We start from the raw sequence: 16,094 nt of genomic DNA on the forward strand, positions 1-16,094 counted from the left end.
ACACGCTTTTTTCTAAAAGCGCAACTTCTTTTTTCCAGAAGCTGCCGTCATTCTCTCAAACCCCTCACCAGCCAAACTCACAACAAAGATGCGTGTCAGTCAGCGAGCCCGCCAGTATACGGCGCTGACTGACAGGAATGCAAGTCCCGTGTGACAAGAAATCGCATCTCACCTCGGGTGCCCTGTGCGTGGCTCATGGCTGCAGCTTCGCCCCGGGGCCTGGAGGCTCTTTCTGGATGGTCTTAGTTGGCGGACGGGTTGGGCACCCGAACCTGTGACCAACACACGCAGCGCTCGGCATCCTGCGCGTATGCCCGCGCCACACAGCTGACGGGGCGCTGCGCGCCGCCCGTGCGTACGTCAGCAGGGGGATGAACAACCTCTTTTCGGGCCCGTTCTTCGTCAAAGTGGGTCGCCTACTTCCGCGTGGCGCCGCCGTGCAGGGCAAGTGACAAGCGCCATGGGTGCCCGAGTCTCATGGGCGTGCTGGTCGCTGTGCGCCACTGCTGCCGCTGCGCCATCCCGCGTAACGCGCAAAGTGGGCGGCCCACTGAGTACCTATATAGAGAGAGTCACGAGGGATGGATAAAGCGCCTCCGGTAGGTCAAGGGTGAGCGGGCTCTGCATCCACTCCACCCAATGGGCCGAGACACCTCCTACCCCGGCGCCCGGGCACCGCTGCGGCGCGCTTCGATAATCCGCGCCCAATGGCACTCATCACCTTACTGAACGCACAGTTGGCCTTCGGCCATGTGCCGCTTCTCGACCACGCCGATTTCTCGCTGCAGACGCAGGAGCGCGTCGGCCTGATCGGCCGCAATGGCGCAGGCAAGTCGTCGCTGCTCAAGATCCTCGGTGGGCTGGAGAAGACCGACGACGGCACGATGCAGGTGCAGCAGGGGCTGCGCGTGGCCTATGTGGCGCAGGAGCCGGTGCTCGACGCCGGCCACAGCGTGTTCGACGCCGTCAGCCACGGCCTGGCCGAGATCGTGAGCCTGCGCGCCCGCTACCTCGCGGGCGGCGAGGGCGAGGACCTCGACGCCCTCCAGTCCCAGATCGAGGCCCAGGCAGGCTGGAACTGGGAACAGCGTGTCGACGAGACCCTGCACCGCCTGAATCTGGCGCCCGACGCACGCATCGGCGCGCTCTCCGGCGGCATGCGCAAGCGCGTCGCCCTGGCCCAGGCCCTGGTGGCGGCGCCCGATGTGCTGCTGCTCGACGAACCCACCAACCACCTGGACCTCGAAGCCATCGAATGGCTCGAGCAGCTGCTGCTCGCCTTCAAAGGCAGCGTGGTCACGATCACCCACGACCGTGCATTCCTCGACGCCGTGGCCACGCGCATCGTCGAGCTGGACCGCGGCCAGCTGCGCAGCTATCCCGGCAACTTCGCGCGCTACCAGGTGCAGAAGGAAGAGCAGCTCGCCCAGGAAGCCGTGATCAACGCCAAGGCCGACAAGCTGCTCGCGCAGGAGGAGGTGTGGATCCGCAAGGGTGTCGAGGCCCGCCGCACGCGCAGCCAGAGCCGCATCGGCCGACTCGAGACGCTGCGCAGCCGCCGCACCAGCCGGCGCGAGGCGCTGGGCCGTGTGAAGATGGACGTGGCCAGCGGCCTGCCCAGCGGCAAGATCGTGGCCGAACTCACCGAGGTGACCAAGCGCTACGGCGAGCGCGCCGTGGTGCGCGACTTCTCGGCCACCATCCTGCGCGGTGACAAGGTGGGGCTGATCGGCCCCAACGGCGCCGGCAAGACCACGCTGCTCAAGCTGATCCTGGGCGAGATCGCCCCCGACGCCGGCCGGCTGCGCCAGGGCGCCAACCTGGAGGTCGCCTACTTCGACCAGATGCGCGACGCGCTGGACCTGGACGCCACGCTGGAGGACTTCATCAGCCCGGGCAGCGAGTGGATCGAGATCGGCAAGCAGCGCAAGCACGTCAAGAGCTACCTGTCCGACTTCCTCTTCTCCCCGGCCCGCTCGCAGTCGCCTGTGCGTTCGCTCAGCGGGGGCGAACGCAACCGGCTGCTGCTGGCCCGCCTGTTCGCGCGGCCCGCCAACGTGCTCGTGCTGGACGAGCCGACGAACGACCTGGACATCGACACCCTCGAACTGCTGGAAGAGCTGCTGCAGGACTACGAAGGCACCGTGTTTCTGGTGAGCCACGACCGCGCCTTCCTGGACAACGTGGTGACCAGCACCATCGCCGCCGAGGGCGATGGCCGCTGGCGCGAGTACGAAGGTGGCGTGCAGGACTGGCTGATCCAGTCGCGGCGCGCGCGCGAAATCGCGGCCGCATCGGCCGCCGCGACAACGTCGAGCGCCCCCGCGGCGGCGCCAGCTACGGCAACGCCGCCTGTCGCCGACGCCACCACGGCGGCCCCGCGCCGCAAGCTCAGCTACAAGGAGCAGCGCGAACTCGACGCGCTGCCCGCGCGCATCGCGGCCCTGGAAGCCGAGCAGAAGACGGTGCAGGCCGAACTCGAACGCGGCGGCGGCGCCATCTACGGCACCGACCCTGGACGGGGCGCCGAGCTGGCGCAACGCTTCGCGCAGATCGAGGAAGAACTGCTGGAAGCGCTGGAGCGCTGGGAAGTGCTCGAGGCCCGCTGAGCGCCGGAGACCGCGCCCAGGGCGCGATAAGCGGCAAGAGCGCGCTCGGCCACCCTGCGCCCCTCAGAAAAAGGCGCCTTCCGTCGCACGAAGCGCCCCCTTGTCCGACACGGCGACGCACCACCCCGGGCTATACCGCGGGCACCATGCCTGCCAGCCCCGTGCAATGCCACCTTCATTGACCCTTCGTCGCCGGACATTGCGCCGCGGCGTCGGTGCCGCCCTGCTCGCCGCGGCCGCCCTGCTGGGCGCCACCGTGGGGGGCTGCACCAGCCTGCCGGAGAACGTGGACCGGCCCGTTTCCAAGGCGCTGCCTCCGGCGACGAACGGCCCACTCGCTGCGTTCATCCAGCAGAACGGGTCGGACAAGCCGGCTGCCTCCGTCGCCGCGCCGCGCACCACCTCCGGCTTCATGCTCATCGACGGCCCGCAGGCCGCCTATTCCAGCCGGCTCGCTCTCGCCGAACAGGCCCAGCGCAGTCTGGACCTGCAGTACTACGCCATCCACGCCGACGCCAGCACCGGCCGCCTGATGCGTGCCGTGCAGGACGCCGCCCGGCGCGGCGTGCGGGTGCGCATCCTGATCGACGACTTCCACAGCGCCGGCCGCAATGCGCTGGTGCTGGGCCTGGCCGACACGCCCAATGTGCAGATCCGGCTGTTCAACCCGCTCGCTGGCGCACGCGCCTCGTCCATCGGCCGCATCGTCGTCTCCCTGGGCGACATGGGCCGCATCCAGCAGCGCATGCACAACAAGCTCTTCATCGCGGACAACACGCTGGGCATCACCGGCGGGCGCAACCTGGGCGATGCCTACTTCGGCCTGGGCGGCGACGCCGGCAACTTCGTCGACTTGGACGTGCTGGCCGCCGGCCCCATCGTGCAGCAGATGTCCAAGAGCTTCGACCAGTACTGGAACGACGAGCGCGCCTATCCCGTCGAGTCGCTGGTGGACCGCAAGGAGATGGACCGCATCCGCGAGAAGGCGGCCGAAAGCGGGCGTTCGGGCGCCAGCGGGGGCGCGCAAGGCACGCCCTCCCCGCCCGACGGCGAGCCGCGCCCGGATGCGCAAAGCGCCGCCGCCTTCGGCGACAGCAAGGCTGCCCAGCGCCCGGGCTGGGACGAGCAGCCCATGGACCTGAAGGCGGTGAAGTTCACGTGGGCGCCCGCGCTGCTGCTGGTCGACCGGCCCGGGAAGATCCCCGCCGACGATCAGGCCAAGGAAGGCCCCGCGCCCGCCAAGCCCGATGCGCCGCACGGCGAGATGCCGGCGGGCGAGACGGTGGTCGAGGGCGTGCTGCCCCTGATCGCCCAGGCCAGGCAGGACCTGGTCATCGTCTCGCCCTATTTCGTGCCGGGCGACGAGATCCGCAACGCCTTCGCCAAGGCCCGCGAGCGGGGCGTGCGCATCCGCGTGCTGACCAACTCGCTGGCGTCCAACGATGCGCCGGTGGCCCATGTGGGCTATGCGCGCCACCGCACCGACCTGCTGGACATGGGCGTGGAGCTCTACGAGATGCGTGCCGACCAGGCCGGCCTTCGCCAGGCGCTGGGCACGGGCAGCGGCGTGACGGGCAGCATGGGCGAATCCAAGGCCATGCTGCATTCCAAGTTCATCGTGCGCGACGGCCGGCTGCTGGCCATCGGTTCGATGAACCTCGATTTGCGCTCGCAGAAGCAGAACACCGAGATCGCGCTGGTGGTGCGCAGCCCCGAGCTGTCCGCCGAGGCCACGTCCATCGTCGAGAAGAGCCTCAAGGAAGGCGCCTGGAAGGTGGAGCGCGATCCATCGGCCGGCGGCGCCCTCGTCTGGCGGGCGCCGGCCGGCAGCGGTCTGCAGGATGCCCACACGGAGCCCGACACCAGCGCCAGCCTGCGCGCCCTGCTGTGGCTGATCGGCCCCCTCGCGCCCGACTCGATGTTGTGACCTGTCGCCAATGCCCGCGCCCGTCCAGTCGGCGCGTCGGGCCAGGCACCCCTTTCCGGCGCGAGCCGACAAGCTCACCCACCGCGCAAACCACCCTCGCCGACGCAATCCTGCTTCCGACTTCCGCCACCGACTCCCCACCGCCACCTTCGCGCAACCCGACGACCCGATGCGACCTTCCGTCCTCCATCGCCTGTGCCGCCTCATGCGCCTGCCCGGTGCCCCGGCCATTCTGCTTTCGCTGTGCGCAGCCGCGACCGCCCAGGTGCAGCCGCTCGCGCCGGCGCCCGTCACCGTGCCCGGCACGCCGTCCCATGTGGCGCCGGTGCCGTCGGTCGCGCCGGCCCTCCCTCCGACGTCGAGCACGGGCGCGGACTGGCGGGCCCGCATGGCCAGCGCCATGCAGCAGCTGGACGGAGGGCCACAGACCGGCATTGGCGTGTACGTGCTGGACCTCGCCAGCGGCCAGTCCTTCGGCCACCGGGCGGACGAGCGCTGGTACCTGGCCTCCATGGTCAAGGTGCCGGTGGCCATCGCCGTGCTGCAGGCCGTCGAGCGCGGCGAGATCACGCTGGACACCACCGTCACCTTCCGCGCCGGAGACCGCGTGGACGGCGCGGGCGCGACGCTGCGTCAGCCGCTGGGCAGTGCGCTCAGCGTGCGCTGGCTCATGGGCCAGATGATTATCTACAGCGACAACACGGCCACCGACATGCTGATCGACCTGGTCGGCCTGCAGGCCGTGAACGGCGTGGTGCGGGCGCTGGCGCCGAACGGCATCGCGCGCATCACGCCGCTGGCCGAGGTACGGCGCCAGGTCTATGGCCAGCTCACGCCCGCGGCCAGCCACCTGTCGGGCAGCGACCTGCTGGCCCTGCACCGCGCGGGCAGCGATGCGGCGAAGCGCCGCCAGCTCGCCGAGCTGCTGGCCCTGCCTCCGGGCCAGCTCAAGGCCGGCTCCCTCGATCCCGCCTACGACGCCTACTACGCCGAAGGCCTCAACAGCGGCCGGCTGGATGCCTATGCCCAGATCCTCGTCGCGCTGGCCGAGGGCCGCGCCCTGGGCGCCGAGGCCACGCAGACGCTGCTCAAGCTGATGGAAGACGTCGCCACCGGCCCGCAGCGGCTGCGCGCCGGCCTGCCGCCGCAGGCGCGCTTCGCCCACAAGACCGGCACCCAGCGCCGCCGCATCTGCGATGCCGGCCTGGTGCGCATGCCCGGCACCGATGCACGGCACCCGGTGGTGCTGGTGGCCTGCGTGCGCGACGCACCCAGCCTGACCCGCGCCGAACATCTTCTGGCCCAGACCGCCGCCGCCCTCTGCCGATCCGGATTGCTCACGCAAGGAACTCCCGATGCGCCCACCTGCCCTGCTTTCATGCCTGACGATCGCCACGGCGCTGCTGCTGCCGGCGTGGCGCGCTGAGGCCGCCGACGACGGCGCCTGGTCGCAGCGCCTGGCCGAGCGCATCGCGCGCATCGACCAGCAGACGCCCGGGCGCCTGGGCGTCTACGTCAAGCGCCTTTCGGACGGCAGCGAGATGAACCACGGCGCCGACCAGCGCTGGTACCTCGCCTCCATGGCCAAGGTGCCGGTGGCGCTGGCCGTGCTGCGCCAGGTGCAGGACGGCCGTCGCACGCTGGACGACGAACTGGCGCTGGAAGACGGCGACCGCATCGACGTCGGCAACATCGTCTGGAACGACACCGGCACCCGCTACAGCCTGCGAACGCTGGTCGAGCGCATGCTGCTGGAGAGCGACAACACGGCCGCCAACATGCTGATCCGCACGGTGACCGTGCAGACGCTCAACGACGGCACGCGCCAGGCCATGGGCACGCCCAACGTCACGCTGACCACCTTCGCGCAGGTGCGGCGCGACGTGTATGCCGAGGTGCATCCGAAGGCGCGCGACCTGGACAACCGCACGCTGGTGCGCATCGCCTCGGCGCGCAACGGGCCGGCGCGGGTGGAGGCCATCCGCCGCGCCGTCGACGCGCAGCGCGCCGACCTTGCCACCACGAGCATGGACGAGGCCTACGACCGCTATTACCGCCGCGACCTGAACACCACCACGCTGATCGCCTACGGCGCCATGCTGGAGCGGCTGGTGCGTGGGCAGGTGCTGCCCGATGGCCCGCCACGGGCCCTGCTCTACAAGGCGATGAAGCACGACATCTACACCGGCTACCGCCTGCAGGCCGGCCTGCCGCGCGACCATGCTTTCATCCACAAGACGGGCACCCAGCACCGGCGCGCCTGCCATGCCGGGGTGCTCGACCCGGACGACCTGCAGAAGGCACTGGTGATCGTGGCCTGCACGGCCGACCTGGACGAGCAGAAGCAGGCCGGGCCGGTGCTGGAATCGGTGGGGCGGGCGATCCGGCAGGTGGCGCTGGGCCGCTGAGCGCCGCCGTCACAGGGATGGGGGATGATGCGCGCCCACACGCCGCGTCCTCCCCATGCAAGCCCTCCAGAACTTCAACCTTCCGTCGCTGCTCGACACGCTCGTGAGCATCGGCTCGGCCTTCCTGCTGGGCGGCATGATCGGGCTGGAGCGGCAGATCCGGCAGCGCACCGCCGGCCTGCGCACCAACACGCTGGTGGCCGTGGGCGCGGCGGTGTTCGTGGACATGGCCAACCGCCTGCATGGCAGCGACGGCGCGGTGCACGTGGTGGCCTACGTGGTGTCGGGCATCGGCTTCCTGGGCGCGGGCGCGATCATGAAGGAAGGCGCCAACATCAGCGGGCTCAACACGGCGGCCACGCTGTGGGGCTCGGCGGCGGTGGGCGCATGCGCCGGCGCCGACCTGCTGGGCGAGGCCATCGTTGCGGCCCTGTTCGTGCTGGCCAGCAACACGCTGCTGCGGCCGGTGGTCAACCGCATCAACCGCCAGCCGGTGGTGGAAGAGATCACCGAGGCCGCGTACTCGGTCTACGTGATCTGCGCGCGCGCCGTGCAGGCGCAGATGCGCGAGGAACTGGTGGAGCGCCTGGCCGCCGCGAGCTACCCGGTGCGCGAGATCGACCAGCATCCCTTCGGCCAGGGCGATGCGGAGATCGAGGCGGTGCTCTATGCCACGGCGGTGGATGCGGACGAGCTGGACCGGGTCACGCATGCGCTGGAGTTGCTGCCCGGCGTGCACCAGGCCTTCTGGAGCGCCAGCGCCGAGGACTGACTACCGCATCGCGTCGCGCGTGCGGCCGAAGGCCTTCCAGAAACCGGCGTCCTGCGCGGTGGCGAAGTTGATGCGCATCAGCGTGGTGGGCTGGCGCCGCGCATGGAAGAGCGAGCCGGGCGCCAGCAGGTAGCCCTGGTCCAGCATGCGCTGGGTGAGGGTGTCGGTGTCCACGCCGGTGTCCAGCCAGCCGAACAGGCCCGCGGGCTCCGACGCCAGCGTGCAGCCATGGGCCAGCGCCAGCTTGACGGCCCGGCCGCGGGCGCCGTCAAGCCGCAGGCGGATGCGCTCCACATGACGGCGCAGCTGGCCCTGGTCGATGCACCAGGCCAGCGCCCGCTCGAACAGGGCCGGCGTGGTCAGCGTGGCGAGCAGCTTGGTCTCCAGCAGCCGCTCCACCAGCGGCGGCGCGGCCGCCAGGAAGCCGATGCGCCAGTTGGGCGCCAGCACCTTGGCAAAGCCGCTCACGTAGATCACGCGCTGCAGGCCGTCGAGCACGGCCAGCCGGGTCGCATGCTCGGGCGCGAGGTGTCCGTAGGTGTCGTCCTCGACGATGTGGAAGTCGTGCTGCGCCGCCAGCTGGAGCACGCGGTGCGCGCTGCCGGGCGACAGGCAATGGCCGGTGGGGTTGTGCAGCACGCTCACGCTGACGAAGAGCTTGGGCGCATGGGCCTCGCAGTAGCGCTGCATGACGGCCAGGTCGGGCCCGTCGGCGCGGCGGGGCACGGGCAGCACGCGCATGCCCAGGGCTTCGAGCCGGGCGAATTCGACCGCCCAGCCGGGCTCCTCGACCATCACCGGATCGCCAGCGCGCAGCAGGGTGCGGCTGACGATGTCCAGCGCATGGGTGGCGCCCACGGTGCTGACGATCTGCGACGGCGTCACCGGCAACTGCAGGCCGGCGAGCTTCTGCGCCAGGCTGGCGCGCAGCGTGGCGTCGCCGGCCGGGTCGCCGTACTGCAGCGAGAACTCGCGCAACGCCGCGGGGCCCGTCACCCGGCGCACGGCGGCGGGCATGAAGCTGCTGTCCAGCCAGTCCGGCGGCAGCACGCCCATGCCGGGCTGGGGCTTGTCGCTCTGGCGATGGAACATGCCGCGGATCAGCGTGCTGGCATCGGCCGGTGCGGCGGGCGGCGCGGCCAGCACGGTGGCGACCGGCGCGGCCGGTGCCGCACCGCGGGCATGGGGCTCCGCACGCTCGGCCGCCTCGGCCTGGCGCACGAAGAAGCCGCGCTGGCGCCGTGCCTCCACCAGGCCCTGCGCCAGCAATTGGTCGTAGGCGGCGACCACGGTGTGCGGGCTCACGCTGTGCTGGCGCGCGCATTCGCGCACCGAGGGCAGGCGCGCGCCCGGCGCCAGCAGGCGGTTGCGGATGCGCTCGGCAAACAGCGCGGCCAGCTGCTCGGTGAGGGTCTGGCTGTGGGTGCGGGTGAGCATGTGTGTTGGTGCGGCCACCAATACAGATGGGCCTGTTTGTTCGCGAAACTGTACTGCTTCTGTACTGGCGCCAAAGTGTAGAGTGGGCCTCCATGACCTGGCAAGAATTCACCGCGCTGCTGGTGCTGGCCTCGGCGATGAGCTTTTCGCCCGGCCCCAACACCACGCTCTCGACCACGCTGGCGGCCAATGGCGGCCTGCGCCGGGCGATGCGCTTCGTCTGCGCGGTGCCGGTGGGCTGGAGCCTGCTGCTGTTGCTGACGGCGGCTGGCCTGGGCGCCCTGGTGACCGCGGCACCGATGCTGCGCCTGGCCGTCAAGGCCGCGGGCATCGCCTACCTGCTGTGGATGGCCTGGCGCCTGTGGGGCGCGGACCGGATGGCGCAGGCCTCGGCCGCGCAGTTGCGGGTGGGCTTCTGGCAGGGCGTGGGCCTGCAGTTCGTCAACATCAAGGCCTGGCTGCTGGCCCTGGCCATCGTGGCCGGCTGGGTGAGCGGGCAGGCGCAGCCCATGCTGCGCACCGGCATCGTGACGGGCGTGATGATCCTGTTCGCACTCGCCAGCAACCTGGCCTATGCGGCCGCCGGCGCCCTGCTGCGCGGCTGGCTGGCGCAGGGGCGGCGGCTCTTGATGTTCAACCGCGCGATGGCGCTGCTGCTGGTGCTGACGGCGGCGTGGATGGTGAAGGCATGAGGACCAGGATGCGGATGCGGATGCGGATGCGGATGCGGATGCGGACGAGCATGAGCGAATCCCTTCCCCCATCCGTTCGTCCTGAGCTTGTCGAAGGGCGGAACGGCGCGCAGGAGATCGCGCCCCGGCTTCGACAGGCTCAGCCCGAACGGCCAGTGGGGGCATCCCAGTGAGCAACCCGCCGCAATCCGCGTCCGACCCAATGGCGCCCAGCCCCGAACGCCACGCCCGCGACCAGCGCCTGGGTCTGTGGCTCGGCATCCTGGGCGTCGCCGTGTTCGGCATCACGCTGCCCGCCACGCGCCTGGCCACGGGCACGGCCGAGGCGCCGCAGCTCTCGCCCTGGTTCGTGACCCTGGGCCGCGCGGCGCTGGCGGGGCTGCTGTCGGCGGCCTTCCTGCTGGTCACCCGCTCGCCGCTGCCGCAGCGCCACCACTGGCGACCGCTGGCCTTCGCCACGCTGGGCAATGCCCTGGGCTATCCGCTGCTGCTGGCGCTGGCGCTGCGCACGGTCACGGCGGGGCATGCGGCCGTGGTCACGGCGCTGCTGCCGCTGGTGACCGCCGTGATCGCCGCGATGGTGCTGCGCCAGCGGGCGCACTGGGGCTTCTGGCTGTGCGCCGTGGCCGGCAGCGCGCTGGTGATCGTGTTCTCGCTGCTGCGCGCCTCGCCGCAGGGCGGCTTCGGCCTGGACCCGGCCGACCTACTGCTGGTGGGCGGCGTGGTCGCGGCCTCGGCCGGCTACATCTATGGCGCGCAGGTCACGCCGGCGCTGGGTGCGGAGCGCGTGATCTGCTGGGTCTGCGTGCTGGCGCTGCCGGTGACGCTGCCGGCCACCTTCTTTCTGTGGCCCACCGCGCCTGTCGCGCCGGTCGCCTGGGGCGGCCTGGTGTACCTGGGCGTGTTCTCGATGTGGGCCGGCTTCTTCGCCTGGTACCGTGGCCTGGCGCTGGGCGGCGCGCTGCGCGTGAGCCAGGCGCAGCTGCTGCAGCCCTTCTTCTCCATCCTGGCGGCGGTGCCGATCCTGGGCGAGCGCATCGACGCCATGACGCTGGGCTTCGCCCTCGCCGTGGTGGCGACGGTGCTGCTCGGCAAGAAGCTCGCCCAGCCGCCGGCCGCGGCGCGCCCCGCCACCGACCGACCCCTCTGACTCTTTTGCAAGACCCCGCCCCGGCCCGCGTGAGGCCTGGCACACGACAACCCGACAAGGAGCCCACCATGACGACCTGGAAACTCGCCGCCCGCGCCGAGAAGATGAACCCCTCCGCCATCCGCGAGATCCTCAAGGTGACCGAGCGGCCGAATGTGATCAGCCTGGCCGGCGGCTTGCCCTCGCCCAAGACCTTTCCGGTGACGGAGTTCGCCGCCGCCTGCGCCGAGGTGCTGGCCACCGATGGCCAGGGCGCGCTGCAGTACGCGGCCAGCGAGGGCTATGCGCCGCTGCGCCAGGCGGTGGCCGACATGCTGCCCTGGGACGTGGAGGCCGACCAGGTGCTGATCACCACCGGCTCGCAGCAGGGCCTGGACCTGATCGCCAAGGTGCTGATCGACCCCGGCAGCAAGGTGCTGGTGGAGACGCCCACCTACCTCGGCGCCCTGCAGGCCTTCAGCCCCATGGAGCCGCAGGCCGTCAGCGTGGCCAGCGATGCCGAAGGCGTGCTGCCCGAGGACCTGAGCGCGAAGGCACGCGGCACCGAAGGGGCCGCTTTCGAGGACCGGGCACGCTTCATCTACCTGCTGCCCAACTTCCAGAACCCCACCGGCCGCACCATGAGCGAGGCGCGCCGCGCCGCGGTGTCGGCCGCCGCCCAGGCCGCGGGCCTGCCCATCATCGAAGACAACCCCTACGGCGAGCTGTGGTTCGACGAGGCGCCGCCGCTGCCCCTGACGGCGCGCAACCCCGAGGGCTGCATCTACCTCGGTTCCTTCTCCAAGGTGCTGGCGCCCGGCCTGCGGCTGGGCTTCCTGGTGGCGCCCAAGGCGCTGTACCCCAAGCTGCTGCAGGCCAAGCAGGCGGTGGACCTGCACACGCCCATCTTCACGCAGCGCATGGTGAGCACCGTGATGCAGGGCGGCTTCCTGGATCGGCATGTGCCCAAGATCCGCGCGCTCTACAAGGCGCAGCGCGACGCGATGGTGGGCGCGCTGCAGCGCGAGATGAAGGGACTGGATGTCGAGTTCAACGTGCCCAAGGGCGGCATGTTCCTGTGGCTGCGCATGCCCGAGGGCATCGACGCGACGGCGCTGCTGACCCAGGCGGTGGAGCGCAACGTCGCCTTCGTGCCCGGCGCGCCCTTCTATGCCGGCGAAGCCGATCCGCGCACGCTGCGGCTGTCCTTCGTGACCGCCACCGAGGCGCAGATCGCCACCGCCATCGCCGCCCTGGCCGAGACGGTGCGCGAGGCGCTGGCCCACCGCGCCGCGGCGCTGGTGCAGCAGCAGCTGGCCGCGGCCCACTGACGCCCGACGCCAAAGGCCCCCGCCATGCACACCGCCATCCTCACCTTCGACGGCTTCAACGAGCTCGACTCGCTGATCGCCCTGGGCGTGCTCAACCGCATCAAGCGCCCTGGCTGGCGCGTCACGCTGGCGGCGCCCACGGCGCGCGTCACCTCGATGAACGGGGTCACGCTCGACGCCACCGCCACGCTCGAAGAGGCCGCCCAGGCCGAGGCCGTGCTGGTGGGCAGCGGCATCCGCACCCGCGAGGTGGTGGCCGATGCGGCGCTGATGGCGCGGCTGAGGCTCGACCCGGCGCGCCAACTCATCGGCGCCCAGTGCTCCGGCACGCTGGTGCTGGCGCGTCTGGGCCTGCTGGGCACGGTGCCGGCCTGCACCGACCTCACCACCAAGCCCTGGGTGCAGGAGGCCGGCGTGCGCGTGCTCGACCAGCCCTTCTTCGCCGACGGCAACGTGGCCACGGCCGGCGGTTGCCTGGCCTCGCCCTACCTGGCCGCCTGGCTGATCGCGCGCAGCGAAGGCATCGCCGCCGCCCGCGACGCGCTGCATTACGTCGCGCCCGTCGGCGAGAAGGCCGACTACGTGGCCCGCGCGATGGCCGCCGTCGCGCCCTACCTGCCGGCGGCCGTCACCGCGGCCTGACCCGCTTCGACAAGGAACCCGACCCATGCTCAATCTCTGGGGCCGCATCAGCTCGATCAACGTGCGCAAGGTGGTGTGGTGCGCGCAGGAACTCGGCCTGGACTTCCAGCGCACCGAGGCCGGCGGCGCCCACGGCCTGGTGCACACGCCCGAATACCTGGCTCTCAATCCCAACGCGCTGGTGCCGCTGCTGCAGGACGGCGAGGACGACGCCCGCTTCGTGCTGTGGGAAAGCAACGTGATCGTGCGCTACCTCTGCGCCCGCCATTCGCACGGGCTCATGTACCCCGAGCCGCTGGAGGCGCGCTTCGACGCCGAGCGCTGGATGGACTGGCAGCAGACCACGCTCAATCCCGCCGGCCGCGACGCCTTCGTGCAACTGGTGCGCGTGCCCGCCGCCGAACGCGATGCGCAGGCCGTCGCCGCCTCCGTCGCCGCCACCGAGCCGCTGATGGCCATGCTGGATGCCCACCTGGCCGGCCGCGACTTCATGACCGGCGAGCGCTTCACCATGGCCGACATCCCGGTCGCCTGCGAAGTGCACCGCTGGTTCGGCCTGCCACCGGCCGAGTACCGCCGCCCTTCATGGCCCAACGTGGAGCGCTGGTTCGATGCCCTGCGCACCCGGCCGGCCGCCCTCGGCGTGCTGGATCTGGCGCTGGCCTGATCCGCCGCGGGCCCGCCCGCGGCACCGGGCGCCCGACCGGCGCCCGCAGGCGCCACGGCGCTGCCCTCTCCGCTTCCTCCTTCATTTCCGCTTCCCGAGCCCCGCCATGAGAACCCGCCCTTTCCGCCAGCCCGACGTCTTCACCGACACGCCCACCCGCGGCAATCCGGTCGCCGTGGTGCTGGACGGCCAGGACCTGGACGACGAAGCCATGCAGCGCTTCGCGCGCTGGACCAACCTGTCCGAGACCACCTTCGTGCTGCCGCCCACCGCCGAAGGCGCGGCCGGCGGTGCGGACTACCGGGTGCGCATCTTCACGCCCGGCGGCGAGCTGCCCTTCGCCGGCCATCCCACGCTGGGCACCTGCCGCGCCTGGCTGGCCCACGGCGGCCGGCCACGGCGGGCCGGAGGCATCGTGCAGGAATGCGCCATCGGCCTGGTGCCGATCCGCGCCGAGGGCGAACGCCTGGCCTTCGCCGCGCCGCCGCTCCAACGCAGCGCGCCCAGCCCCATGCTGCTGTCCAAGGTGGCCGCCGCCCTGGGCCTGAAGGCCTCGCAGATCGAGGCGGCGCAGTGCCTCAACAACGGCCCGGTCTGGCTGGGTCTGCTGCTGGACAGCCCCGACACCGTGCTGGCGCTGCGGCCGGATCACGCGGCGCTCAAGGCGCTGGGCCAGAAGGTGGGCGTGGCGGCGCGCACGGACGCGCAGGATGCCGGCGCACCGCCGCTGATCGGCCGCGCCAACCGCGAGGCCCGCGCCTTCGGGGCGCGCAGCAGCACGGCGGCGGCCGCAGCAGCGGCCGCGGCGTCGGTCGATCTGGAGGTGCGCGGCTTCGCCGCCCCCATCGGCGTGGAGGAAGACCCGGTGACCGGCAGCCTCAACGCCAGCCTGGCGCAGTGGCTCATCGCCGACGGCCTGATGCCGACGCGCTACGTCGCCGGCCAGGGCCAGTGCCTGGGCCGCGACGGCCGGGTGCATGTGACGCAGGACGAATCGGGCCAGGTCTGGATCGGCGGCGACGTGGCCGACTGCATCGAGGGCCAGGTGCTGCTCTGACGCGCCCTGGCCTTCGGCAAGCCCGCCCCGTCCCGCCCACCTCCCTCCTTGACTCCGCCCGACACCACGCCGCGCCATGACCACCGAAGTCGACCACCTCGTCGTCGCTGCCGCCTCGCTGGACCAGGGCATCGCCTGGTGCGAAGCCACGCTGGGACTCACCCCGGGCCCGGGCGGCGCGCATCCGCTCATGGGCACGCACAACCGCCTGCTGGCCCTCGCCGGTGCCGGCTTTGCGCGTTGCTACCTGGAGATCATCGCCATCGACCCGGCGGTGCGGCCGACGCGCGCGGCGGGGCTGCGCCGCTGGTTCGACCTGGACGATGGGACGCTGCAAGCCTCGCTGGCGCAGGATGGGCCGCGCCTGGTGCACTGGGTGGCACGCGTGCCCGACGTGCAGGCGGCCGTGCAGGCCCTGGCCGCCGCCCCATTGACCATCGACCGCGGCCCGCCGCTGGCCGCCTCGCGCGAGACGGGGGCCGGCCTGCTGCAGTGGCGCATCACGGTGCGCGACGACGGTCAGCGGCTCTTCGACGGCGCCCTCCCCACGCTGATCGAATGGGGCGAACGGCATCCGGCCGAGCACCTGCCGCCGGCCGGACTGGAACTGCTGGGCCTGGGCGCCACCCAGCCCGATCCGGCGCCGCTGCAGGCGGCGCTGGCGGTGCTGGGCCTCGGCGAACGCATGGCCGTCACGACCGGCGCGCCCGGGTTGCAGGCACACCTGTCCACGCCACGTGGCGTGGTCGTTCTCGACTCAAGGAGGCGTTGATGCTCGATCTGCACGACCTGCTGTTCTTTTCGCTGGCGGCCCTGGTGCTGGTGCTCACGCCGGGGCCCAACATGATCTATTGCGTGTCGCGCGCCCTGTGTCAGGGGCGGGCCGCGGGGCTGCTTTCGCTGGCGGGCGTGTTGCTGGGCTTCGTGGTGCACTTGGCCGCGGCCTCGCTCGGTCTCACCGCCCTGTTGCTGGCGGTGCCCTTCGCCTTCGACGCCATCCGCCTGGCCGGCGCGGCCTACCTGCTGTGGCTGGCTTGGCAGGCGGTGCGCCCAGGCGGCACGGCGCCCTTCCAGCCGCGGGCGCTGCCGGCCGACCCGCCGGCACGCCTCTTCGGCATGGGCTTCGTCACGAACGTGCTGAATCCGAAGGTGGCGATGTTCTACCTGTCCTTCTTTCCGCAGTTCCTGCATCCGCAAGCCGGCTCGGTGCTGGTGCAGACGCTGCAGCTGGGGGCGCTGCAGATCGGCATCAGCGGCGCCGTCAACTGTGCCCTGGTGCTGGGTGCTGCCCGCATCACGGCCTTCCTCTCCCGCAGCGAAGGCTGGCTGCGTGCCCAGCGCTGGGTGATGGGCAGCGTGCTGGCCGCCCTGGCGGTGCGCATCGCCCTGCCGGAGCGCCGCTGAACACCATCATTCCGAGGAT

14 protein-coding genes are annotated in these 16,094 nt (G+C 71.6%); 13 read left to right on the forward strand and 1 reads right to left on the reverse strand.

All coding sequences use genetic code 11. The features are described 5' to 3' along the window. Nucleotides 1-707: 707 nt before the first annotated feature. The 5 genes from L0984_RS28925 (at nt 708) to L0984_RS28945 (ending at nt 7,716) form a co-directional block, all read left to right on the forward strand. Entirely contained in the window at nt 708-2,609 is a 1,902-nt protein-coding gene (locus tag L0984_RS28925; RefSeq protein ID WP_234197874.1) for an ATP-binding cassette domain-containing protein, read from the forward strand. Nucleotides 2,610-2,775: 166 nt separating this feature from the next. Then, a complete protein-coding gene (locus L0984_RS28930) occupies nt 2,776-4,536 on the forward strand; it encodes a phospholipase D-like domain-containing protein (RefSeq protein WP_370646229.1) in 1,761 nt (586 codons plus the stop codon). A gap of 205 nt (nt 4,537-4,741) precedes the next feature. After that, complete coding sequence (locus tag L0984_RS28935; RefSeq protein ID WP_234197876.1) at nt 4,742-5,962, forward strand: serine hydrolase; 1,221 nt, start codon at nt 4,742-4,744, stop codon at nt 5,960-5,962. After that, nucleotides 5,892-6,944 (forward strand): serine hydrolase, encoded by a 1,053-nt coding sequence (locus L0984_RS28940; RefSeq protein ID WP_234197877.1) that lies wholly within the window; start codon nt 5,892-5,894, stop codon nt 6,942-6,944. Before L0984_RS28935 ends, L0984_RS28940 begins: the two co-directional genes overlap by 71 nt. A 55-nt stretch (nt 6,945-6,999) precedes the next feature. Continuing rightward, the gene (locus tag L0984_RS28945) at nt 7,000-7,716 is read left to right on the forward strand and encodes an MgtC/SapB family protein (RefSeq protein WP_234197878.1); all 717 of its coding nucleotides are present in this window, start codon (nt 7,000-7,002) and stop codon (nt 7,714-7,716) included. On the opposite strand, the gene L0984_RS28950 is transcribed toward L0984_RS28945, so the two are convergent. Beyond that, nucleotides 7,717-9,153 (reverse strand): aminotransferase-like domain-containing protein, encoded by a 1,437-nt coding sequence (locus L0984_RS28950; protein WP_234197879.1) that lies wholly within the window; start codon nt 9,151-9,153, stop codon nt 7,717-7,719. A 92-nt stretch (nt 9,154-9,245) separates the two neighbouring features. Between L0984_RS28950 and L0984_RS28955 the strand changes: the two genes are divergently transcribed. From L0984_RS28955 to L0984_RS28990, 8 genes are all read left to right on the forward strand, one after another. Continuing rightward, the gene (locus L0984_RS28955) at nt 9,246-9,845 is read left to right on the forward strand and encodes a LysE family translocator (RefSeq protein WP_234197880.1); all 600 of its coding nucleotides are present in this window, start codon (nt 9,246-9,248) and stop codon (nt 9,843-9,845) included. 202 nt (nt 9,846-10,047) lie between these two features. Continuing rightward, complete coding sequence (locus L0984_RS28960; RefSeq protein WP_234197881.1) at nt 10,048-10,995, forward strand: DMT family transporter; 948 nt, start codon at nt 10,048-10,050, stop codon at nt 10,993-10,995. Between the two features lie 68 nt (nt 10,996-11,063). Then, the gene (locus L0984_RS28965; RefSeq protein ID WP_234197882.1) at nt 11,064-12,305 is read left to right on the forward strand and encodes an aminotransferase-like domain-containing protein; all 1,242 of its coding nucleotides are present in this window, start codon (nt 11,064-11,066) and stop codon (nt 12,303-12,305) included. Between the two features lie 24 nt (nt 12,306-12,329). Continuing rightward, a complete protein-coding gene (locus L0984_RS28970; protein ID WP_234197883.1) occupies nt 12,330-12,947 on the forward strand; it encodes a DJ-1/PfpI family protein in 618 nt (205 codons plus the stop codon). A 25-nt stretch (nt 12,948-12,972) separates the two neighbouring features. Further along, nucleotides 12,973-13,614, forward strand: a complete 642-nt coding sequence (locus tag L0984_RS28975) for a glutathione S-transferase family protein (protein ID WP_234197884.1) — start codon at nt 12,973-12,975, stop codon at nt 13,612-13,614. Between the two features lie 106 nt (nt 13,615-13,720). Continuing rightward, nucleotides 13,721-14,671 carry a PhzF family phenazine biosynthesis protein gene (locus L0984_RS28980; protein WP_234197885.1) on the forward strand — a complete coding sequence of 317 codons (951 nt, stop codon included), beginning with the start codon at nt 13,721-13,723 and terminating at the stop codon, nt 14,669-14,671. Between the two features lie 76 nt (nt 14,672-14,747). Next, on the forward strand, nt 14,748-15,443 hold the full coding sequence (locus tag L0984_RS28985; RefSeq protein ID WP_234197886.1) for a VOC family protein: 696 nt from the start codon (nt 14,748-14,750) through the stop codon (nt 15,441-15,443). After that, a complete protein-coding gene (locus tag L0984_RS28990; protein ID WP_234197887.1) occupies nt 15,443-16,075 on the forward strand; it encodes a LysE family translocator in 633 nt (210 codons plus the stop codon). Before L0984_RS28985 ends, L0984_RS28990 begins: the two co-directional genes overlap by 1 nt. Nucleotides 16,076-16,094 lie beyond the last annotated feature (19 nt).

Source organism: Pseudacidovorax sp. NFM-22, assembly GCF_021401245.1.
In the GTDB taxonomy this organism is placed as follows: Bacteria; Pseudomonadota; Gammaproteobacteria; order Burkholderiales; family Burkholderiaceae_C; genus Xenophilus.